This window comes from Algoriphagus antarcticus (assembly GCF_002150685.1).
Taxonomy (GTDB): domain Bacteria; phylum Bacteroidota; class Bacteroidia; order Cytophagales; family Cyclobacteriaceae; genus Algoriphagus; species Algoriphagus antarcticus.
The window spans coordinates 140773-162346 of sequence record NZ_MSSW01000010.1 but is presented as its reverse complement, the minus strand read 5'-3'; the positions used below and the strand labels follow the sequence as shown (position 1 = coordinate 162346).

The following is a 21574-nucleotide window of genomic DNA, read 5'->3' as shown; positions in this document are numbered from 1 at the left end:
TTGGAGATTAAGAGATTAAAGATTAAGAGATTAAAGATTAAAGATTAAAGATTGGAGATTAAGGGATTAAAGATTAGAGATTAGTGAATTAGGTTTTAGATTTAAGAAGTCTGAAATAGAACCTTTCAAATTCCTTTGCAATTAGGACAATTTGATAGTTTTTTAAAACAAGGGCTTTAGCAGCAGAAATGATTCTTTCCAATTCAGACGAGGGAGAATCCAAGACTTCCACTATGCTTTCTTTGAAAAGTTTTAAATTTTCTGCTTCTACCAACCAACCTGTTTCTTTACTTTTTAGAACTTCAGAAATCCCTCCCACATCATAAGCCACCACTGCCACTTTACAATACATCGCTTCCAAAATCACACCCGGTAATCCTTCAATTTTAGAGGGCATCACCAAGGCTTTTGCTCTGGAAAGGATAGAGAAAATATTGGTTTGGCTGGGAAAAATAAGAACCTTGGATTCCAAACTAAGTTCCCCTATGCTAGCACCCAATTTGTCTTTTAGAACACCCGAGCCTAAGAACACCAAGCTCAAGTCTGGATAGTGTTTTACCACTTCGCGGAAAATAGCTAACATGCCCAATGGGTCTTTTTCCGGAACCAGGCCACCAATCTGCAGCAGAAAGCTTTTAGGAAGATCCACTTCTAGTTTTTCTGACAAAGCGAAATCAACCGCTTTGGGGTCTATCCCAATAGGAATGACAACAGATTTATTTTCAGGAAATTTAAAAGTATTCTTAAAATCTACTGCAGAAGCATTGGAGACCGATACTGTGGCAGTGACCTGATCAATTAGCCTTTGATTAACTTGTCGATGAAATTCGCTTCTGATGAAATCACCCATCTGATTAGCATTCCTATAGACTATTGGGTTTTTCCAGCCAAAAAGTTTCTTGGATAAAACTGAGAATTTTAGCGTGTCAGCAGCATTTGCCTGGATGATATCCGGTTGAAATTGCTTTACAATTTGCGCAAATCTCCTCCATGCTTTTAAATCAAAAAACCGATTGGAAATCGGTCTGTTCAATTTTATCCATTCGCCCTTAAATGGCAATTCTGAATCACCCTCAAAAATACTGACCAATAATACCTCATGCCCGGAAAGCATCAGTTGCTCGCTCAGCTGGGCAGCAAAGATCTCTGCTCCTCTGCGCTGGGGCTTTTGAATAAGTTGGATGATTTTCAAGATGCCAGGTTTACGATATATTTCTTAGTACAACTTTCATTCTGTGGATACGAACCATTGTGGAAAGACATAGACATGAGGAAAGGAGCCGGGCCGTACCTATTCAATCCAGCCTGTCAAACAAGTACTTGTCTTCATGCTCGATATCAAACTTCTCAAGAAAATCATAGTATTCTACTTTGAAGGAAGTTTTCTGATGGTGTTGTTCTTGGTTGAAGATATACTGATAGACATGATCCAATTGGGAATGTCCATAGGAAAAAGCCCCGTATCCATCCTGCCAGTTAAAATGTCCTGGGATAAATTTTTGCTCATTGATGAAATCGGATGAGTTGTTTTTTATATCTCGGATCAAATCTGAAATACAAATTGCCGGTTTGATGCCAACAAATACATGGACATGATCTAAGCCCCATTCACGATAATTGGCTTTTGATTTTTGCCTTTGATGATCCCTGATATGTATTTGAAAACATCGTCTCTCCAAGGTTTTTGAAGTACGTTTTCACGGCCTTTAACCGCAAAAACATATTGAATGTAGATTTGTGAAAAAGTACCAGCCATGAGTTCAATAGATTCGGTGTGTCGAATTTTCCCATTAAAATAGCCAATTAAAACCATGGTTATTTGAGGAGAGGGGATTTTTACAAAACCTAAAAAATTACCATAATCATATCACCGAGTCGCAGTTTCGGGATTGGTGTTAATCGATGAATCTATAATCTTACCATTTTATATAATCTCATCACCGCGTCGCGGTTGAAATTGCGAAAATTGATCCTTTGCTATAATCTTATCTTTCTATAATCATTTCACCGCTGCGCGGTTGAACTGGCTGGTTTTTGAATAAGATGGATGATTTTCAAGCTAAGCTTTTGTATATCTCTTTAATCGTACATTCATAATCTTGGGCAATCTGATCAATAGAAAAAAGCTCAATTGCTCTTTTTCTGGCCTCAAAACCTAATTGGCTCATCTTTTCAGGATTTCGAATAGCGTAAATCATTGTATCTGCAAGGATATTAACCTTCGTAACGGGAAAGGTCAGGGCTGATTTCGAATCCTCCACGGCCTCCAGATTCATCGGGATATCTGAAGCTATAATCGGAATTCCAGCCATCATGGCTTCAACCAAAGCACCAGAGAATCCTTCATACCAAGAGGGAAACAAGAAACAGTTGGCAGTGAGCAGTAAGGCAGCTGGATTCGAAACCTTACCAGGGAGTTTTACCTGCTCCTGAAGTTTCAGCTCTTTGATCAAGGATTCAAGCTGGAAACGAAATGGTCCTTCTCCGTAAATGGTCAAGGTGCAATTGGGATATTTTTCTAAGATTAGGGAAAAAGCCAAAATGGCATCCTGAAATCCCTTTCTTTCTAAAAGTCGGCCGTAAGACAAAAATTGAAAATCGTCCAAGGTCTTAGGTGCCGGTATTTCGGTCTGTGGAAAAACGGACCGAGGCGAAGGTTTACTTTCCCACGCCCCTTCCGGAACAATTCTCCCCCGATACACCACCGATACCTTCGAAGCATCCAATCCCAAAGTCTTCACATGCGAATCCGCCAAAGCCTGTGCATTTGCAATCCAATGAACCGGAATTCCTGCCGTGATACGATCCAGCCAATACACTCCTTTGTGTTTCAATCCCTTTTTATCCTTCCAGGCAATGGGTGAATAGCTATCATTCACCAGGGTGCCGATCAAAGGAACTCTAGTAATCAGTGAAGCAATCCTTGTAATCTGATCGGCACGCCAGAGACTGGAGACTAAGAGATCTGGTTTTTCGCTGCGGATCAGCTTTACCAAGCGGGAAACAGCCAAGGGAAAATGATAGGATTCTGGGATATCCAAAAAAATAAGCCGGATTCCGGCTTTTTCATATTCGGCTTTCAGGTCATGCTTGGGATAGAAATAGACCAGCGACACATCAATTTCCTCAGAAAACCGAGACAAAATCTCCAGGTGACTTCGCTCCGCTCCTGCATTAACGAGGGCGTCTTGGGTGAAAAGGAGTTTCAATTTGTTTTTTCAGTTTTCAAATTGAAAGAACTTTCTTTTTTCGACTAAAATTTATGTTCCAAATCCTTTTCATTCCTTGATACATTCCTAACAAAAAAGCGGAAATTGAGAAAGTCCGTTTCAGTGGAGATTTTACCTTTAAAATTGCTAGTCCCTTATCACCGTACTTTTCATTAAAATAAACCAACTCTAAGCCTTTATAGACTTTTAACCACTTAAATATTACACATTGGTCTATATAACGGCCTGCGTCATCCATAACAATTAAGCTCCCTTCCTTCAGAAATTTAAAGATATAATCTAGTCCTCCCTCTCTACCATAAAAAAACTGAGGTCCGTCAATAAACACCAAATCAATAGTATCTTTAAATTTAAATTTTTTTGTAGCCTGATAAAAAGCGTAGACTCCGAATAACCCAAATTTAAACTTTACTTTAGAATCAACTATGTTAATATCTTCCAAATCAATTAATGATTTGATAGTTTCTGGTATTTTGAACCACTTCGGATCCTCTTCAAAGGAAATTACTTTTTCGATTCCTTTTCCAGATATTTTAGCATAAGTAAATACAATTGTTGAATAACCAGCTCCCAGTTCAAGAATAGACTTAGGCTTATACTTTTCTATCAAGAAAAGGAAACCTCGAACCAATTGATGATCAATTGACCACACACCTGGGGCAGAATCTATTATTTTTAAATCCTCCTCGTTTGGAACAAAATCAAAAAAATCAAAATCACTTTTAAGATTTAACCTTAAATAATCACCTATATATTTTTTCATTTTTTAATTAATCTTATTGCCTTCTCAGCTATTTTGAACCCCAAAATAAAATATAGAAGTGCTTTAGGAGATCCTAATAGAACATGAGTAAATGAGTACCACTGGCTGGACAAAAATCTACTATTCAATGCTTCATATTCATCTTTTAATTCTTCAACTCTTTTCAAAAGCACTAACTTATTGTATATAACTCGATGAAGATTTACTGATCTAATTATATTCATTAATTTTGATTCAAATAAATAATCTGCTAAATCTAATCGTAACATTATTTGGGTTTGCCATCCCCTGTTAGACCCTGTATTAGAAATTGAACCCGAACGTTTTATATATTCACTGGAAGGTTCATTATCAAATTTTATAGAGGAATTAGATTTCAGAGCCCTCAACACAATTTCATAATCCTGTCCAGAAGGCCAATCCTCTCGCCATCCTCCTATTTTAATTAGAAATTCTTTTTTCCACAAATTGGAATTTGTGTTTCCTACTGCATAATTAGTAAACGCCTGAAAAATATCTTTTTGTAATGGATTGACTTGAGTTTTTAACCCGTTTTCAATCCTGTAATAGGAGCCAACAATTAAATCTACGTTTCCATTGGAAGCTAGTTTTAATTGTCTTTGAAATTTGCCTTTCAAAATAACATCATCGGAATCCAGAAATTGAATCCAATCATATTTAGCGTGTTTAAGTCCAATATTTCTTGCAGCACAAGCTCCTTGATTTTTACTTTGAGTAAGTAATATCAATTTTTCACTACTAGGCAAATATTGATTTATAACTTCTACAGTATTATCCGTAGAGGCATCATCAACAATAAACACTTCTCCAACTAGTGAATCGTCTATAACAGAATCTATAGCTCGTGATATAAACTCAGCAGAATTGTATGTTGGAATTATAACAGATACCATATTATTTTAATAAATTTCTTTTCAGAGTCTTTGGATTAAGACTTTTCCCTTTAAAATTCTTTAATCCATCGCCAATTCCTAACACTCTCATTCTGGTTAGATTCCAAGTTGCGCCTGAAATCAATCCTCCTATAAGTCTTTTGTTTTGAAGTATCAGGCAATCAAAAAAATTCCACCACGTGAAATGCAGACGGACAAAAAGGATATAGTTTCGTGACTGATAGTAGGAACGCCAAAGGTGAGAATGTGAGACTCCTCCACCCCATCCTTCATGTAAGATCTCCAAATGCGGATTTGCCACTACTCCAATGTTAAACCCTTCCTTTCGAATCCGATAGCAATACTCAAAATCATCAAACATCATAAACCAATCCCGAACTGGAAATCCAACTTTTAGCAAATCTTGAAACCGGGCAATTGCGCCATCAAACAAAGCAAAGTCAGCAGTTAAAATCTCCGAATCAGTCGGTTTCAACGCCCTACGCTTTCCCAGGCTAACTAAGGAACCCGCAGAGGAAATCATTGAATATCGAGTGTCCTGAATTTTTGCCAACAAAAAACTCAAATAGTTTGCTTTGGGAATACTATCATCTTCTAAAAAAACTACATAGTCCAACTCGGTATTTAATTCCTTCAACTGATCCAAGCCAGAAGCCAAACCCGCTCCATGACCAATGTTTTCAGCTAGTGAAACGATGGTAAGGTTTAGAATAGACTTACACTCTTCCAAAATCAGCTGAGTGGCAGGATCACTAGCATTATCCACAATCACAAAGTCAGTGTAATTCCAATTGAAGTGCTGTACAGCATTGAGTAAATGCTTCAATAAATCTGGCCGATTGTAAGTAACCAGAAGCAAAGCGACTGAAGGTGAGCTATAATTAGACAAGCGATAAGGTCTTACCTTTGATACCTTTATGATAATGTAGGAAAGCTAAAAATATATAGCGGAAGTTTTCAACACCATACTTAAGACCATATCGAAATCCATAAACTGATTTACCGATCCACTTCCAAATCAACTGCTTTTTCATTGCATTGAGTGTCAGTGAATCCGAGATATAGAGCAAGTTTCTCAAGAAATAATATTCCAATACAAGCTTGTCTTTTTTCTTATAATCAGACCGTTCAATGGCCACTTCATTTTGCATTTTTCGGAGTCTTAAAAATAACTCACAGTTGACCAGAATATCAAATCCCCTGCGTTTGGCTTTCAAACAAAAATCAAGTTCTTCAAAGCCCAAAAAGAGGTCAGGGTCAGGAAATACTCCTACCTTAATGACATCCCTATGAACCAACATGCTCATTCCAACGGACAAGCACTCCACTTCCAAACTTATCTTTCGTTCTAACAACCGACTTTGGATCCTTTTGATTGACCCTCTTTCATAATCAAAGAAATGGCCTACTGCTCCTAGGATTCCACAAAAAGGATTGTCGTCTTTGATTGCAAGGAGTTTCTCGAAGGTATCCAAATGCTTTGGGGGATCGTTGTCATGTCCCCAATAAATCCAAGCAAGATCTTCTGCACTACAGAGTTCCAGCCCTTTCTTTGCCGCTCCTGCAGGACCCGCATTGTAGCCCATGTAATGATATTTTATTCTGTTGTCGTCCCGCTTGATCAGTGCGCTAAGCGTCTGATCATCTTTAGAATTATCGATCACCCAAATAAATTCTGGCGGAAAAGTTTGATTAAAAACCTGATCCAAAGTATCCATCAAGATCCCCGGACGATGAAAAGTAATAATAAAGCCTCCTAGTTTAATCATGGATTTCTTATTGCATTTGAGAATTTACATCCGAAGCCATTATCATTTACTTTAAAAAAATGTTGGATTCTAGAAGTTGTTTCCTCCCCTCTTCCAACCAATACACTTTGCTCAACTCTTTTAAGGCATTTGTCAACCTTTTTTCTAGTCGTTCTTTATCAATAAAATCAGTTCTAGATTCCAAAATCCGAGTTGCAATTTGATCGGAACTCCAAGATGGCGGTACTAGAATACCGACCGAATGTTTTTTTATTAAATCGGCAACATCCCAATCAATATCCGAAGATACCACCCATGCGCCTGAAGCAAGGTATTCAGATAGTTTAGTAGGAAAAGAAACTCGATTGACTAATGAGTCCTGTCTTATCAAAAATCCAAACTCCGCCTGCTCTAAGTATCCTGCTAGTTCATCTAGATCCGAAGTTCCTACAAACTCAATTGCTTCTTTTGGAACTTTACTACCCAAAACCCTTGCTCTTGAATCTCTACTGATTACTCGAAATCGAATACTTGGATCGAGTTGATTTAAGCTTCCCCACACTTCACTCAATTGCTCTAAGTTTTGCCATGGAGCCCCTGAACCCGAGTAGGTATAAAAAATCCGTTCCACATTTCTCTTCATTTGAAAGCGATCCAAGTCCACATTCAATGGAATAGAAATAGTTTTTACTTGAGAAATTTTCGAGGAAACATAAACACTCATTCTTTTGGAGACCGTAATTACCAGATCAGGGGAATAAAATCTACTTACTAAACCCCATTTGATAGAAACGGCTCTTCTTTTCATAGCTGTATTCTTGTGCAGCAAGGATTCTTCAGGGATACCATTTATACACCAGATGTACTTATTGGACCGTTTTCTAGGCATAAAAAAAGCTGCTGTAAACCCTATTGAAATTACTATGGGGTCTACGTGGTCACTAATTATTGATTTGACTTTTTTTCTTGCTGTGAAAAATTGATTTACCCCAGCAGGGATAATCACATAAGCAATAGCGGGGAAGGAAACCATAAAAGGTTCTAACACCTGATGATCTTTGTTGTAAAATTTTGGGTGAGGTAATAACCAAAAAAAAGAAACCTTCTTGTTCAAACTAGAAAATAGTTCCAATAAAAACCCTAAACGTGACCGTTCTAATGGCCCTCGATAAAAAACATTAATCATTTAAAGTGCTATAATTCAACAACCTTTCAACAATCAATTTAGAAGCTATTCCAGAACCAAATGGATTTTCTTTTACAAGCATTTTTTGATACGATGAAAATGAGTCCAACAGTTCTTGTGCTTCGGTAATGATTGAATCGTACTCAGCACCTACCAATTTAACACAGCCCGCGGCTACCCCTTCAGGTCGTTCTGTCACAGAGCGCAGTAACAAAACCGGCTTACCAAAACTAGGAGCTTCTTCTTGCAAACCTCCTGAATCAGTTAGGATGAAATAACATCGATTCATAACTGCTAAAAATTCAGGATACGAAAGCGGTGGAAGAAGAATTAAATTTTCCCTTCCTTCTCCCAAAAGATCCATCATAGTCTTTTTTACATCAGGATTATGGTGAAGTAAAAAAACAAACTGAACATCAGGATTAGTCTGAGCGAGTTTTAAAATGGAATTACAAATTTGTTTTAAACCACTTTCTAGATTTTCTCTTCTATGGGAAGTGACCAAAATTAATTTAGTCCCAGTTTTTTCACCTTCAAAGAACGGTTTTAATTTAATAGGAAAGATTCTATCCTTTTCAATTTTTTCTCTTGAAAAAGCTAATGCGTCCAAGACCGTATTTCCCACCACTGAAATATCAGCTGAATCAACTTTTTCTTCCAAAAGATACTTGCGAGAGGTTTCAGAGGGGCAAAAATGTAGATCAGCAATTTTACTAATAAACTGACGGTTCAGCTCTTCAGGAAATGGAGAAAGCTTTTTATAAGTCCGAAGTCCTGCTTCTACATGCGCTACTTTTATACCTTTAAAAAAAGCTGCTTGAGCACCTGCCAAGGCTGTTTGAGTATCACCCTGTACAATTACCAAATCAGGATTTTCATCAGTATAGACATCTGTCAATTTAATTAGAAGCTCTCCAGAAAGGTGACCAAGAGATTGTCCCGGTTTCATAATATTCAGAGAAATATCTGGCTTAATGCCAAACCAATCCTCCAATCCTAAAAGCATTTCTCTATGCTGTCCTGTAGATATTACACGCAACTCGTTTCCAAATACTTCTTTCAATTGAAGGATCAAAACAGCAAGTTTGATTAATTCTGGACGAGTACCATATACGACGTCAATTCTCATACTTGAGAAAGATTAGTTTTATAAATTCTCCTCGAAATAATTGGGAGGCATGAGACTAAAAAACGCACATACGTTTTAAAATTTTTAGGACTACAACAGATAGCTTTAAAAAGACTTTTTCTAGCCATTGCGTTTTTCCCCATCCTCATCTGGATTACCCCTAAGGTCTGATTTAGATTCCAACGGTCAATTGTATCCATCCGATCAGCATGTTTTTCGAGTATTCTAAATAACCCTTTTTCCATGTTTATCAGGTTTTTACTTCCTCCAGAAAAGGATTCATAATAAACCAAACTCATAGCTTCTAAAACGATCGGGGCCTCTCCATTCTGAGAAAGCCGCATAAACAATTCCGTGTTTTCAGCATATGACAATTCAATATCATATAGACCTACAGAGAAAAACGCATCTCTTTGTATCGCGAAAGTTCCAGAAAGTGGCGGAGAATAACCTTTAGGGCTAGCTGGAAAAATTTCAATTTCTCCTGTCTGAGAATTGACTTTCTTAAAACCACTTAGAAAAACATTCTTTTTAGGAGCAATTTTAATTGCTGCTACAAAATCCGCTAAAGCAGTTAGAGAAAGCTCATCATCTGAATCCAGAAAAATCAACCATTCTTTGGTGGCTATTTCAGCACCCCTATTTCTTGCGGCGCAAACACCCTGGTTTTGCTGACGATCATAAATCACCTTGGAAAACCCTTGAATAAACTGTGGTGTGTCATCCTCAGACCCATCATCTATTACAATCAATTCGAAACCATGATAGATCTGATTTAAGACTGAATCAATTGCTCTTCCCAGAGTTTTTACCCGATTAAAGGTTGGAATTATGACGGAAAATTCAGGATCCAAAATAGTGCTTCAATTGAATAAAATGAGCCCTTGAGGGAGATTCAAATTTTGAAAATGAAGCCCGATTTGCTTGAATGATTTTTAAGGCTAGTTGCTTTTGGGGATCAGTTATTTCACCTCCCCACTTTAAGCCATATTTTTTTTCTAAAAGAAAATACCGTAACAACTCCTTTTTAAAAGCCAGTTTAAAAAGAGTTAAGCCAGCCAATGGATTCTGATGGAAGTACGTATAGGAAAATAATAAACCTGCTCCAGAACTTATTCCTCGTTTCAAATCAAGGTAATAGCTCCAATTCAGCCGTCTACTTTCCAAAACATGTTTAAATCTCAATTCTGAATTGTAAGCTATTTCAAAACCTGACAATTGCATCAACCAACACCATTCCACATCATCCCCAGAAATAGACTTTTCCCCTGTTCTACCCTTCATGATAGGTTGAAAGCCCCGATCAAATAAATTCAATAGGCAGTCTTTTCGAAAGAGAGAACAAGCGCCGTATACATGATTTAAATTTTTGCTATCAAATCCCTCAGGCAATTGATCTCCAACCGCATAGGAAGAACTGTATTTTGAAAACCATGAAGGTTCAGGTCCATGAAAATGGGCGAGCCCTTTACTCCCGATTACTCCTACTTGATCTGATACACCTAAAATGAAGTCGTTCGCTACTTTTAAAAAATCACTTTCTAAAAGATTATCGTCATCACAAAAAAGAACCCAGCTATACTTTGAAGCTCTTAAACCTGCCAAACGGGCATTTACTAGGCCTGGAACAGATTCTTGAATGACTTTCCAATCAGCAATGCTATGCTGACTTTCCAGAATTCCCGAGCAAAAATCGGAAGTCCCATCTGTAGATGCATTGTCCACAACAATCAACTCGATTGGAGATTCATTCTCCTGTTCAATTATTGCCTGAAGGCATTCTTTAATTCTGGAGATTCCATTAAATGAACAGATAACAATCGAAATCAAACCTGAAACAGCCTATAGATTAGATTATTCATCTTTGATTTAAGCTTTTTCCCAACTCGATGTTTGATAGAGTTCGGAGCTTGGTAAAAAGCAAGCGAAGGCTTAATTTTTGACAAGGCTGAATAATTCCATTTTAGCAGTCGGGTTTTATAATCTTGATAGAGTTCAGCTAATGGTGATCCCACTTCCACATCAAACTCTTTGCTTACCCAGCGTTCTGTCGTCAAATCCTTCTCTGGTTTATAGCCGCTAAAATGAAAAAAGACGAGCGGGGTTTCCGAATCATTTACAGACCATCCTTCGGGAGTTTTTATAAGCTTACGTTCACTGAAATTCCACCAAGCCATATTCCATCCAGGGTGCTTTACAGTTCGGATCTTGGAAAAAAATAATGGAGCCAAATCGATCCATTTCTGATCTACGAAGATGCCAAAGCATTTATCAATGCGGCAGTGCTCTCGAAGCCGTTCCTTCCACCAAGAAATCAATTTCATGGACTCCTCTCCTCGCTTTAATCCAATAAAGCCCAAATTATTAATTCCATGGCGAAGTGAGGCCAGTTCACCAGAAGAAGGCTTCTCCGTCAGATAAATCAAATTCGGCGTAAGCATGATCTCTGAATCCCCCCACTCCCTATCCAGAATCTCTATGGGTTGATACAATACGATATCAGGATCAATATAATAGATATGATCTATGTCAGGATATTTCTTAAAAAGGTATTCAAAGTAAAAAGGCTTAACCGCCGTATTAAACTCAATGATATTGTACCGATTCAGCATATCGTCAAACTCACCATACCCCAGCTCAAAACAGGGAATAATCTCAAAATCCGAAAACTGTCCATAGTCTATCGTAGAATCCTTTTTGTCGACCAACCCGATGATAAACTTCACAGCAGGATCTGATTTCAAGATAGAATCCCCAAGAGTAGCGGCATGCGCTAAGTAATTATTAGAACAAAGAGTGAAAACGAGCCCCTTCAAAACAAAATATTATATATAAACCTTTTACCATAGACTCTACTGTATTCGTGTCGGAATAAAAAGTTTTTAAATGAACGAAGAACCTCAATAACAGAGATATACCTGAATTTCAAAACCAAGCTATTTGACAAATTCGATTTTTCAATAAAGGTGTTTCTGTGGAAGAGATTAGAATTTTGGAACCTCAAAAACAAAATTAATTTGATTGAAAATTGATTGTAGTTTAAATAAAAAATCCGCAATGACTTCTTGAAATCATTGCGGATTTTTTCTGCATTCTGAGAAGAAAAAAATCCAACTTGGAACCTATATACGGCAGAATAATCTGGCATTCGATTGATTTTTCCATTCTTTGAAAGTAGCAAATAAAGAAAAAAATCTCCAACTAATAATTCTTTGAAATAAGCAGGAATTTCCATTCGGGTATTTCTAAATACAACCGTAGGAGTATGAATGTAATTACCAAAAATAGCTAAGTCTAGTTGATTCGAATTTTCAGATTTAAAAAAATTTTCAGTTATAAAATCTGGCACTAGTTCTCCATTTTTCTGCAAAACCATAGCAGGATGATATGATATCATGAAATCTTTATTTGCAGATAGGAAGCTTGTTTGTTTTTCTATTTTGTACTTATCGATCCAATAATCATCACCCTCACATAATGCGATGAATTCTCCGTTGCACTGGTTATACGCCCAAATCAGATTTTTCATCATCCCCATATTCTCAATATGACGAGTGTATTTTATCAAGTTTCCTTTTGGGTGGTTGGCTATAAAATCATTGATAATGACTTTAGAATTATCGGTTGAGGTATCCTCAGCAATAATCAGCTCCAAATCAAAATCACCCTCCTGTTCTAAAACACCATTTATGGCTTCTTTGAGATAGGCTTCATGATTATAAGTAATCATAAGAACCGAAACCAAAGGCTTAATCATAAATTCGGAATTCAACTTCTGGGTGAACAAATCCGGGAATTTTACCATACCAATTACTTTCAATTCTATTCTTCTCGACTAGTTCAAATTGCAATACATGATCAAGGTTGAAAATAATAGTTGAAGAGTCCTTAACAAACATCATGGAAATAGAAAAAGAGCCCTCATTAAGAAGGTTTCCCGGTATTCTGCATAGTGAGGTGTGGATACCATCTTTAAGGTTTGGAGCAGGCAATTGTGAAAAAACATTAAAAATACATTCCCCAGTGATAGCATATAAGTGAAGACTTAGGTTTAGTTTCAATTCATCCTTTAAACTCCAGAATATGGTTTCAATCATCAGATCTTGCTCACGTCCGATAGCTTGACCCTCTTCGGGAGAATTAAGAATCTGTATTGATTTCATTTTAATAGGATACTCCCCTGAACCTTCTTGCAAATCCCAAACTTTTTTAAAACTACCTTTTCCTTTAAATTTATTTATATAGTGATTTACTACTTCTTTCGATGATCCCACAAATGTATTTTGACCTTTTTCCAGAAGAATGGCTTTAGTACATAATGATGATACCGCTTCCAAATTATGACTAACAAACAACACGGTTCTTCCTTGATTTTTACTTACATCCTCCATCTTTCCGAGACATTTAGCTTGGAATTCATAATCCCCCACAGAAAGAACTTCATCAATAATCAAAATTTCAGGTTCCAAATGAGCAGCTACTGAAAAGCCCAAACGAACTTTCATTCCTGAAGAATAGAATTTGACAGGAGTGTCGATAAACTTCTCAACACCAGAAAAATCGATTATTTCATCAAGCTTAGAATCAATTTCACGCCTAGTCATTCCCAGGATCGTCCCATTCATATAGATATTCTCTCGCCCAGACAGCTCGGGGTGGAATCCAGTTCCAACTTCCAAAAGTGCAGCCACGCGTCCTTGTATTTCTATTCTTCCAGAAGTAGGATCTGTGATCTGAGAAAGAATCTTGAGTAAAGTAGATTTACCGGCTCCGTTCTTTCCAATAATCCCTAATACCTCTCCTTCCTTCACTTCAAAATTAATATCCTTAAGCGCCCAAAATACAGATTCATCTTCCACTCCAAAACGGCTCATCTCCCGAAGTCGCTTTAAGTTTTGCCAAGGAGACTTGATTAGATTAGCCACTTGGCCAGCTAGTGTTTCTGCCTTCTTTTCTTTTAAGCCTAAGCGATAGCGCTTTGAGAGGTTTTCTACATTGATTACTGTTTTAGCCATTATTTAAGCGTTTCAGAATAGTTTTCAGCTTTGGGAGAAACAGCAATAAAATTAGAAAGAATAAAATTTTCCATACTTAAATCATATGCTGACCAATCTATCCAATTGGGATAAATTTTACCTACTTTATAGCCGTAGTTTTCGAATAACGTATAAAAATCCTTTAGGAGAAATTTAGAGTCCAAACTATGCTGTCCATATTCAAATTGCACCATACTAATCTTCTGATTTTCTAAAAATCCTTGAAAGCCTTCCAATACCTTCTCCTCTGCGCCTTCTACATCAATCTTTAATATATTGATATGTTCTATACTATTTTGAAAGCAGAATTCATCCCCTGATATGGTTTGAACCTTTACCTTAATGCCATCTTTACCCAATGAAGTTGGATAGATGGAAGAAAAGTATGATTGGTTTGGATAATAATTCATTTCAAATTCCCCTAGCTTATTTGACAAAGCAATCTGAGAAGGATGAACTTCATTTAAAACAGATAGATTTTGAATTAATCTATCGAATGTATCAGGGATCGGCTCAAACAAATAAACGATAGAATCAGGAGCATACTTTTTTAACTCTTGAGTCCAGATTCCAATATTTGCTCCCACATCAAAAACAATCTTTGGCTTCAGCTCCGCAAGTTTTCGGACGACCCGATATTCGCCACTAAGCTCATTGTCATTCATTTTATTTTCCAAAGCATTCCGAATTGAAGTAGAAATAGAATCTAACGATTTGCCAAAAAAATTTCTTTTTTGAAGAGTTATAAGGTTAAAAATTGATTTTTTTAAATTCATTATACTTTGAATAAATCAGAAATTTCAAAAAAAATTATTTTCGATGCAATAGCTTATTATCAAAGATCGGATTGACCACCAAGGCGCAGTTATCCGCGATCACCATTTTCTTAAATAGTCCCCAAAGAATCAGCTTCATTCCATCAGAACCTTGCTGATATTCAAATTCCCGCTTCTTGAAGAACTGAGGAAATAGATTCGAAGCTCGCTCGATCGGCCCGGCTACCAGTTGCGGAAAGAAAGCCACAAAAGTAAAGAAGGCAATTGGGTCTTTGGTAGGCTTGAGATTACCCCGATAAACAACAATCGAGTAACTCAGGGTCTGGAAGGTGTAGAAGCTGATACCTACCGGAAGGATAATGTTTAGGGTGCTGAGGTGAGGTTGGAAACCAATAGTCGATATCAAGTCAGCTGCAGATTCTATAAAAAAGTTGAAATACTTGAAGAAGGCGAGCATTCCCAAGTTGAAGATGAGGGAGATGGTGAGGTATTTATTTCGCCCAGAAATGGCTCTTAAGACCGGAGACGAGAGACCGCTGTCAGAAAGATTGCTGGATGTCAGGTGTCGGGTGTCGGATGAAGCTACCAATTCACCATCAGATTGCTTTACTCCTTGGTCGTTTGTAATGACGCTCTCTCCCATTTTCAGTCCACACCAATAATCCAATGCGGAGCTGGCGATGATCAAGCCCAGGAATCTCCAATCCCACCAGCCGTAGAATACATAACTGGCTAGTAGAAGAAATGCATTCTGAAGCTTTAAACTTCTCTTAAATATAAACCAATAGATTAGGAAAACTATGGGTTGGAAAAGAAGGAAAGTGAAGGAGTTGAAGAGCAATTTATTCTGTTGTAAGTTATCTGTTGTCGGTTGTCGGTGGAAGGAAGAAATAACTTTATTTCGATGGTAGGAGACCTCGCCTACCGTCGAGGTGAAGACCACTGCAACTGCCCACTAATTACCGCGTTCTGCCCAATGCCTACTGATCACCCTCCCCGGCACTCCCATCACCGTTTGCCCATCTTCCACATCACGAATTATCACCGCTCCGGCTCCGATGGTGACTCTATTACCGATTCGGATTCTTGGAAGTATGGTTGCATGAGCACCAATAGAGCAGAAATCGCCAATTTGGCAAGCTCCTAAAAGGATGGCACCTGGATTAATCACCGAAAAGTCTCCGATTTGTACTTCATGGTGGATCTGTGCACCGGTATTAATCAGGCTCCCTGTACCTATCTGCACTTCTCCACCGATATAGCAGAAATTAAAGATATCAGCAGTTGAAATCTGAGATCTTTGGCTGATTTTGGCATTTGATCCACGAATAGCTTGTAGAATTCCTCCTGCCTGTTGAAACTCGGTATATAGAATTTGGCGGGCTTCAGGTTTTCCGATTCCCAAGACAAACCGAGGGTCTTTTTGAAAATGTTCTTTTGCCTCTTTATATGTATTCAAGATGTGAAAGCTATTTAGAAAGATTTTATTTTCATTTTGATTATCAAAGAAGTATAAATCCTCAGCTTCCCCATTTTCAGTCAAGATGTCTAAAATCTCAATCGCGTGTCCACCAGCCCCGGCTACGATCATGTGTTTGGATTATTCTGAACTCTCAGCAAAATTCTTGCAATCATCCTTTGCTCTTCTTCTCCCAATTTATGGTATAAAGGCAAGCATAGGACTCTAAGGCAAATATCATCTGAAATAGGACAAGCTCCCGAAGTATAGTCCAGCTGATTCAACCCGGGATAGAAGTACCTTCTGCTGCCAATACCATTTTCCTCTAACGCTTTCATACTGCTAAGCAGTACTTCACTTGATTGGAAGATAATAGGGAAGTAAGAAAAATTATAGGACTCGACAGTACCCAAACTTGGATAGTCTACTTTTAGATGGATAAGTAGGGTTTTGTATTGTTCATATTGACTCTTTCTTTTTTGAAGAATTATGTTGAACTCTGGAAGCACACATAAACCCATGGCAGCATGGAACTCAGAGTTTTTCGCATTTATACCCACTCCGGTATACTTATCAAAGCCATCATGTCCAAAGTTTCTCAGAAGAGCCATTTTTCTCAAAAGTTCTGGATTTTTGGTGATTACAGCACCTCCCTCTATGGAATGGAAAATCTTTGTAGCATGGAAACTACAAGTAGAAATATCGCCGTACTCAAAAATCGATTTTCCTTTTACTCTAATTCCAAAAGCGTGAGCACCGTCATATATCACTTTTAAGCCATGTTTATTGGCTATTTTCTGGATTGCCTCAACCTCACATGGAATTCCATAAACGTGTGTTGCGAGAATGGCTGTAGTATCTGAGGTTATTGCAGCCTCAATCTTTTTTGGATCAATGGTTAGTTTTTCTGATAAAATATCCACAAAAACTGGTGTACATCCTTCCCATACAATGCTACTGGTAGTAGCCACATAGGAAAATGGGGTGGTGATAATTTCGCCAGTCAAACCAAGAGCTTTGATAGCTAACTGAAGCGCTATCGTGCCATTGCTTACAAAAAGCAAATGGTCTAAATCAAGATATTCCTTTAGCTTAAGTTCCAGCTCATTGACTAAAGGACCATTATTGGTTAGCCAGTTGCGCTCCCATATATCGTCTATATACTTTTTATAGAGATCTGGATTTGGAAGATATGGTTTGGTGACAGGGATCAAGTTTGGAAAGTGAAGGTGTTGAAGAGCATTGTATGTTGCCTCTTGAAAATAGATTAATTTTCGACTAATTCTACTAATTGCTCTGCCACCACCTTACTCCCCTCAGGAGACCAATGGGAATCATCGTAATAATAGAAATCAAGTATATTAAATTCTTGGTTTTCCTGAGCATCCAGTAAATCCAAAAACGCATATTCCTTATTTAGCTTAGCGTAATTAGAGAATAATAAAGGTTTAACAAATCCGTCTGTATCTTCTAAATCATCTTTATAAAAATGATATTTATCAGGAACAGGGAAAACAATCAAATTCACGCCACTATTTTCCAATTTATTATTAAAATCATTCAGCACGTTATTAATATTCTGTAGTTTATCCATAGAATTATTGAGTGCTATATTAGCTACATCCAGGTGATAAAAATACAATGTATTTTCAGCCACTGAAAAGGGTTTGTTTTTTAACTTTCTAGCATAGACCAACGAAACCAATTCTTTAGGATATAATTTCCTATTAATAGCATAATACGGAAACTTTAGAATTCTATTTGAAAGTTGACTCATTTCCTCACCACCCAAATTATTTTTCAAAACGGGGTTGAAGGATTTATAATTTATCGAGGAATCAATTTTTAATTGCATAAAATTTTCAATAAAATGCCTCTCTACCACTTCTAGGATAACATTCTTTATTTTGAACTCTTCAAAAAACCCTCCATTCTTTAAGGAAATTAATACTTGAAACGGGTTGCTATGAAGAGAATTATCTAAATGCAGGACTGATTTTCCATAAATAGAGGCTAAGTAATTTTGATACCCTGCAGCACCCTGTTCTGAAAATGAATCACCAATTGTTAGAACATCATATTCCCTATTAATAGAATCACTTGATAACTTATCAAAGCTAATTTTTCTGGATAGCTCACTTTCAAACTTATTTCTGTAATCAGGAAATGAATTTGGTATATATCCTATTCTGATTAAATCTCCCTTTTCTGATTCATAGTTGAGGTAGGTGATAATCAAGAGAATTCCAAATGGAATAGCTAATGCTAATAGTTTAATAAAAAATCTTTTCAAAATTGAAAATATATAAATTGATTTTCATTTGTACCAAGCCAGATGATAAAGCCAGTTATAATCATATAGGAAGGATATCTATACCATTTTCCTTGAAGTCTTTCTAGCCAATTGAATTGATATCTTCCTACCCATTCTAATACAAGGAATAAAAACAAAGCTAAGCGTAGATCATATCCGAGCCAACCGAAATTCGATGGCAAAAATGAATTGGTTGCCATCCCACTCAAATACCCCCAAGCCTCTCCTACTGTATCCGATCTGAAAAACACCCATGCTATGCAGACTAGAGAAAATGTTAAGACCATTTGAAAGACCTCTTTAATGGAAGGAATGAGATGCTCTCCTTCATGCAAATGAGCTCTATTCTTACCTATCAAGAATATGGGGATAAATAAGGCTGCATGAATTCCACCCCAGGCGATAAAAGTCCAGTTGGCTCCATGCCAGAAGCCTGACACTAGGAATACGATAAAGATGTTTCTGATGGCTTTTGCTTTAGTTACTCGGCTTCCTCCCAGTGGGATATAGACATAATCCCGAAACCAAGTGGATAGAGAAATATGCCATCTACGCCAGAACTCAGCGATATCCCGACTGAAATAGGGAGTTCGAAAGTTTGTCATCAGATCAAATCCAAAGAGTTTGGCTACCCCGATGGCGATATCGGAATAGCCTGAAAAATCCCCATAAATCTGAAAACCGAAGAGAATTGCTCCCATAATCAGTTCCAAACCAGAAGCTGTTTGGTAATTTTCAAAAATCGGATTGACTACCAAAGCGCAGTTATCTGCGATCACCATCTTCTTGAATAGTCCCCAGAGGATGAGTTTCATCCCATCGGAACCTTGTTGGTATTCGAATTCCCGCTTCTTGAAGAACTGAGGTAATAGATTCGAAGCTCGCTCGATAGGCCCGGCTACCAATTGCGGAAAGAAAGCCACGAAGGTAAAGAAGGCAATTGGGTCTTTGGTAGGCTTGAGATTACCCCGATAAACATCGATGGAATAGCTCAAAGTCTGAAAGGTGTAGAAGCTGATGCCTACAGGAAGAATAAGATTTAGGGTACTGATATGAGGCTGAAAACCTAGAACAGAAATAAAGTCAGCGGCTGAATCTATAAAGAAGTTGAAGTACTTGAAGAAACCGAGTAGGCCGAGGTTGAAGGCGAGGCTTATTGTTAGGTAGAGTTTGCGACCGGAGAACCAGTTTTCAGTGGTCAGTGATCGGTGGTCAGTAGTGTCAGGTGACGGATGTCCGGTGCCCGATGCGTCATTGCGATGGTTGTCTTCGGACGCTGATTTGTTACTATCATTATCAACCTGAAGCAATCTGTCTGGTGATGAGATTGCTTCGTCGTTACTCCTCGCAATGACATTCCCACTAGAACCTACAACTAGGTGTCCCATTTTCAGTCCACACCAATAATCCACCGTCGAGCTGGCGATGATCAAGCCGAGAAATCTCCAATCCCACCAGCCATAGAATACATAACTGGCTAGTAGAAGAAATGCATTCTGGAGTTTTAGACTTTCCTTAAATACAAACCAATAGAGTAGGAAAACTATGGGTAGGAAGAGAAGGAAAGTGAAGGAGTTGAAAAGCACTTAGGAATTTAAAATGAAGGGTAATTGAGAATTTAAAATGGAAGGGTAATTGAGAATTTAAAATTTAAAATGAAGGGAATTGAGAATTTAAAATGGAAGGGTAATTGAGAATTTAAAATTTAAAATGAAGGGAATTTAAAATGAAGGGTAATTGAGAATTTAAAATGTAAAATTTAAAATGAAGTCCCTATAGATACCGGTTTTGTGAAGACACAATCCGGGGCAGAGCACTTAGGAATTTAAAATGGAGTGCGTGGTGGTTAGCAATTTTAAATTATGAATTAACTAATTTTAAATTAATAGCGAAGCGCTCTACGCTACATCCGCGAATATCCTTTCCATCCTACGAAAGTACATCATGCCAAAGACGAAGAGAATCAATGCTACGATGGTGCCTGGCCAGATCCACTCCCACGGAATTGGGCGGTCGAGAAATGCAGCTCGGAAGCCTTCGATCACGCCTACCATTGGATTTAGCACGTAGAATTTTTGGTACTGCTCCGGCACCGCTGTAGTGCTATAAACCACAGGGGCTGCGTATAGCAACAATTGAACTACGAAAGTCAGCGCGTGTTTGACATCCCGGTATTTGACTGCCATGGCGGATAGTATCATTCCCATTCCCAGGCTGCACATGAGCAATTGGATGATCAGCAAAGGCAACACAAGCAAGCCCCATCCAGGCATGATTTGATAGTAGATCATCATTCCTACCACCACTATAAATGCAATAAGAAAGTCAAGCAGCTTGGATAAGATCGATGAAAGAGGAAGTACCATCCGTGGAAAGTAAACCTTCGTGATCATATTGGCATTCTGAATCAATGAGTTGGCGGATTCAGTCAGTGTACCCGAGAAGTAGTTCCACGGCCATAGCGCTAAGTAGGAAAACAACACATACGGAATCCCATCAGAATCTATTTTTGCCAAATTCCCAAAGACAACGGTAAACACCAAGGTGGTGAATAAGGGTTGGATAATAGCCCAGGCAACTCCTAATACTGACTGTGCATATCTGGCTTTGATGCCACGCAGTGTAAGGAAATACAATAAATCCTTATACCTCCAAAGCTCCCTGAAGTCAATTAGCTGCCATCCCGAAGTAGGTTGGATTACTTTGTAATGGGTAGAAGAAGGTTTACTCGTTGCCAGAAGTGCGGTAGGTGATAATGGAAATAAATTTTGTGCGGTTGTTTGTAGCTCAGCCCAGGTTTTGATCGCTGGTTTTAACCCTTTCTATCCAGTGATACACTGGATTTTCGTGTTGGTGATCTGAAGCGTAAAGATGCGGCTTCGCCCCTTCAGTCCCACCCCCGGCTCCCTGAGGGGAGAATATTGCTTTTACTAATTCCATACTCCTAAAAAGCAAGGATTGGTAAAATCAACTGGAAGTTAGAACCTACATCTGACTGAGTAATAAATTTACTCGGTTG

General features: G+C 37.9%; 20 protein-coding genes and 1 pseudogene. All 21 read right to left on the bottom strand.

All coding sequences use genetic code 11. The annotated features are described in order from the left end of the window. Positions 1–88: 88 nt before the first annotated feature. Positions 89–1192, bottom strand: a complete 1104-nt coding sequence (locus BVH04_RS06705) for a glycosyltransferase family 4 protein (RefSeq protein WP_086540699.1) — start codon at positions 1190–1192, stop codon at positions 89–91. 103 nt (positions 1193–1295) lie between these two features. Beyond that, positions 1296–1756, bottom strand: a pseudogene (gene tnpA / locus BVH04_RS06700) (IS200/IS605 family transposase). Between the two features lie 298 nt (positions 1757–2054). Beyond that, the gene (locus BVH04_RS06695) at positions 2055–3209 is read right to left on the bottom strand and encodes a glycosyltransferase (RefSeq protein ID WP_086540697.1); all 1155 of its coding nucleotides are present in this window, start codon (positions 3207–3209) and stop codon (positions 2055–2057) included. Between the two features lie 16 nt (positions 3210–3225). Beyond that, complete coding sequence (locus tag BVH04_RS06690) at positions 3226–3993, bottom strand: class I SAM-dependent methyltransferase (RefSeq protein ID WP_086540696.1); 768 nt, start codon at positions 3991–3993, stop codon at positions 3226–3228. Beyond that, complete coding sequence (locus tag BVH04_RS06685) at positions 3990–4907, bottom strand: glycosyltransferase family 2 protein (RefSeq protein WP_086540695.1); 918 nt, start codon at positions 4905–4907, stop codon at positions 3990–3992. Before BVH04_RS06685 ends, BVH04_RS06690 begins: the two co-directional genes overlap by 4 nt. A gap of 1 nt (position 4908) precedes the next feature. Continuing rightward, on the bottom strand, positions 4909–5796 hold the full coding sequence (locus BVH04_RS06680; protein ID WP_169714377.1) for a glycosyltransferase: 888 nt from the start codon (positions 5794–5796) through the stop codon (positions 4909–4911). Further along, positions 5789–6676, bottom strand: coding sequence for a glycosyltransferase (locus BVH04_RS06675; protein WP_086540693.1), 888 nt, complete (start codon positions 6674–6676; stop codon positions 5789–5791). Before BVH04_RS06675 ends, BVH04_RS06680 begins: the two co-directional genes overlap by 8 nt. A gap of 46 nt (positions 6677–6722) precedes the next feature. Continuing rightward, positions 6723–7544: a glycosyltransferase gene (locus BVH04_RS06670; RefSeq protein WP_169714376.1), complete on the bottom strand. Its 822-nt coding sequence runs from the start codon at positions 7542–7544 to the stop codon at positions 6723–6725. Positions 7545–7833: 289 nt separating this feature from the next. After that, entirely contained in the window at positions 7834–8916 is a 1083-nt protein-coding gene (gene wecB / locus BVH04_RS06665; protein WP_240510851.1) for a non-hydrolyzing UDP-N-acetylglucosamine 2-epimerase, read from the bottom strand. Positions 8917–8966: 50 nt separating this feature from the next. Beyond that, positions 8967–9824: a glycosyltransferase family 2 protein gene (locus BVH04_RS06660; RefSeq protein WP_169714375.1), complete on the bottom strand. Its 858-nt coding sequence runs from the start codon at positions 9822–9824 to the stop codon at positions 8967–8969. Continuing rightward, positions 9814–10800: a glycosyltransferase gene (locus tag BVH04_RS06655; protein WP_086540689.1), complete on the bottom strand. Its 987-nt coding sequence runs from the start codon at positions 10798–10800 to the stop codon at positions 9814–9816. Before BVH04_RS06655 ends, BVH04_RS06660 begins: the two co-directional genes overlap by 11 nt. Next, positions 10797–11786 carry a hypothetical protein gene (locus tag BVH04_RS06650; protein WP_086540688.1) on the bottom strand — a complete coding sequence of 330 codons (990 nt, stop codon included), beginning with the start codon at positions 11784–11786 and terminating at the stop codon, positions 10797–10799. Before BVH04_RS06650 ends, BVH04_RS06655 begins: the two co-directional genes overlap by 4 nt. Further along, positions 11783–12727: a glycosyltransferase gene (locus tag BVH04_RS06645; RefSeq protein WP_169714374.1), complete on the bottom strand. Its 945-nt coding sequence runs from the start codon at positions 12725–12727 to the stop codon at positions 11783–11785. Before BVH04_RS06645 ends, BVH04_RS06650 begins: the two co-directional genes overlap by 4 nt. After that, a complete protein-coding gene (locus BVH04_RS06640) occupies positions 12720–13985 on the bottom strand; it encodes an ABC transporter ATP-binding protein (RefSeq protein WP_086540686.1) in 1266 nt (421 codons plus the stop codon). The genes BVH04_RS06645 and BVH04_RS06640 overlap by 8 nt, the downstream gene beginning before the upstream one ends. Continuing rightward, positions 13985–14683 (bottom strand): FkbM family methyltransferase, encoded by a 699-nt coding sequence (locus BVH04_RS06635; protein ID WP_169714373.1) that lies wholly within the window; start codon positions 14681–14683, stop codon positions 13985–13987. Before BVH04_RS06635 ends, BVH04_RS06640 begins: the two co-directional genes overlap by 1 nt. A gap of 133 nt (positions 14684–14816) precedes the next feature. After that, complete coding sequence (locus BVH04_RS06630; protein WP_205635805.1) at positions 14817–15623, bottom strand: MBOAT family O-acyltransferase; 807 nt, start codon at positions 15621–15623, stop codon at positions 14817–14819. Positions 15624–15737: 114 nt separating this feature from the next. Next, positions 15738–16373: an acetyltransferase gene (locus BVH04_RS06625; RefSeq protein WP_086540684.1), complete on the bottom strand. Its 636-nt coding sequence runs from the start codon at positions 16371–16373 to the stop codon at positions 15738–15740. Further along, on the bottom strand, positions 16370–17455 hold the full coding sequence (locus BVH04_RS06620; protein ID WP_086540683.1) for a DegT/DnrJ/EryC1/StrS family aminotransferase: 1086 nt from the start codon (positions 17453–17455) through the stop codon (positions 16370–16372). The genes BVH04_RS06625 and BVH04_RS06620 overlap by 4 nt, the downstream gene beginning before the upstream one ends. Positions 17456–17508: 53 nt before the next feature. Next, a complete protein-coding gene (locus tag BVH04_RS06615; protein ID WP_086540682.1) occupies positions 17509–18534 on the bottom strand; it encodes an alginate O-acetyltransferase AlgX-related protein in 1026 nt (341 codons plus the stop codon). Beyond that, the gene (locus tag BVH04_RS06610; protein WP_240510850.1) at positions 18531–20141 is read right to left on the bottom strand and encodes an MBOAT family O-acyltransferase; all 1611 of its coding nucleotides are present in this window, start codon (positions 20139–20141) and stop codon (positions 18531–18533) included. The genes BVH04_RS06615 and BVH04_RS06610 overlap by 4 nt, the downstream gene beginning before the upstream one ends. Before the next feature lie 312 nt (positions 20142–20453). Further along, positions 20454–21191, bottom strand: a complete 738-nt coding sequence (locus BVH04_RS06605) for an ABC transporter permease (protein WP_240510849.1) — start codon at positions 21189–21191, stop codon at positions 20454–20456. Positions 21192–21574: the final 383 nt, after the last annotated feature.

Excerpts from the sequence above, each read along its gene's own strand:
- BVH04_RS06675 (WP_086540693.1), bottom strand. The coding sequence starts at position 6,676 with ATGATTAAACTAGGAGGCTTTATTATTACTTTTCATCGTCCGGGGATC.
- BVH04_RS06685 (WP_086540695.1), bottom strand. The coding sequence starts at position 4,907 with ATGGTATCTGTTATAATTCCAACATACAATTCTGCTGAGTTTATATCA.
- BVH04_RS06640 (WP_086540686.1), bottom strand. The coding sequence starts at position 13,985 with ATGGCTAAAACAGTAATCAATGTAGAAAACCTCTCAAAGCGCTATCGC.
- BVH04_RS06670 (WP_169714376.1), bottom strand. The coding sequence starts at position 7,544 with ATGCCTAGAAAACGGTCCAATAAGTACATCTGGTGTATAAATGGTATC.
- BVH04_RS06645 (WP_169714374.1), bottom strand. The coding sequence starts at position 12,727 with ATGATTAAGCCTTTGGTTTCGGTTCTTATGATTACTTATAATCATGAA.
- BVH04_RS06690 (WP_086540696.1), bottom strand. The coding sequence starts at position 3,993 with ATGAAAAAATATATAGGTGATTATTTAAGGTTAAATCTTAAAAGTGAT.
- BVH04_RS06625 (WP_086540684.1), bottom strand. The coding sequence starts at position 16,373 with ATGATCGTAGCCGGGGCTGGTGGACACGCGATTGAGATTTTAGACATC.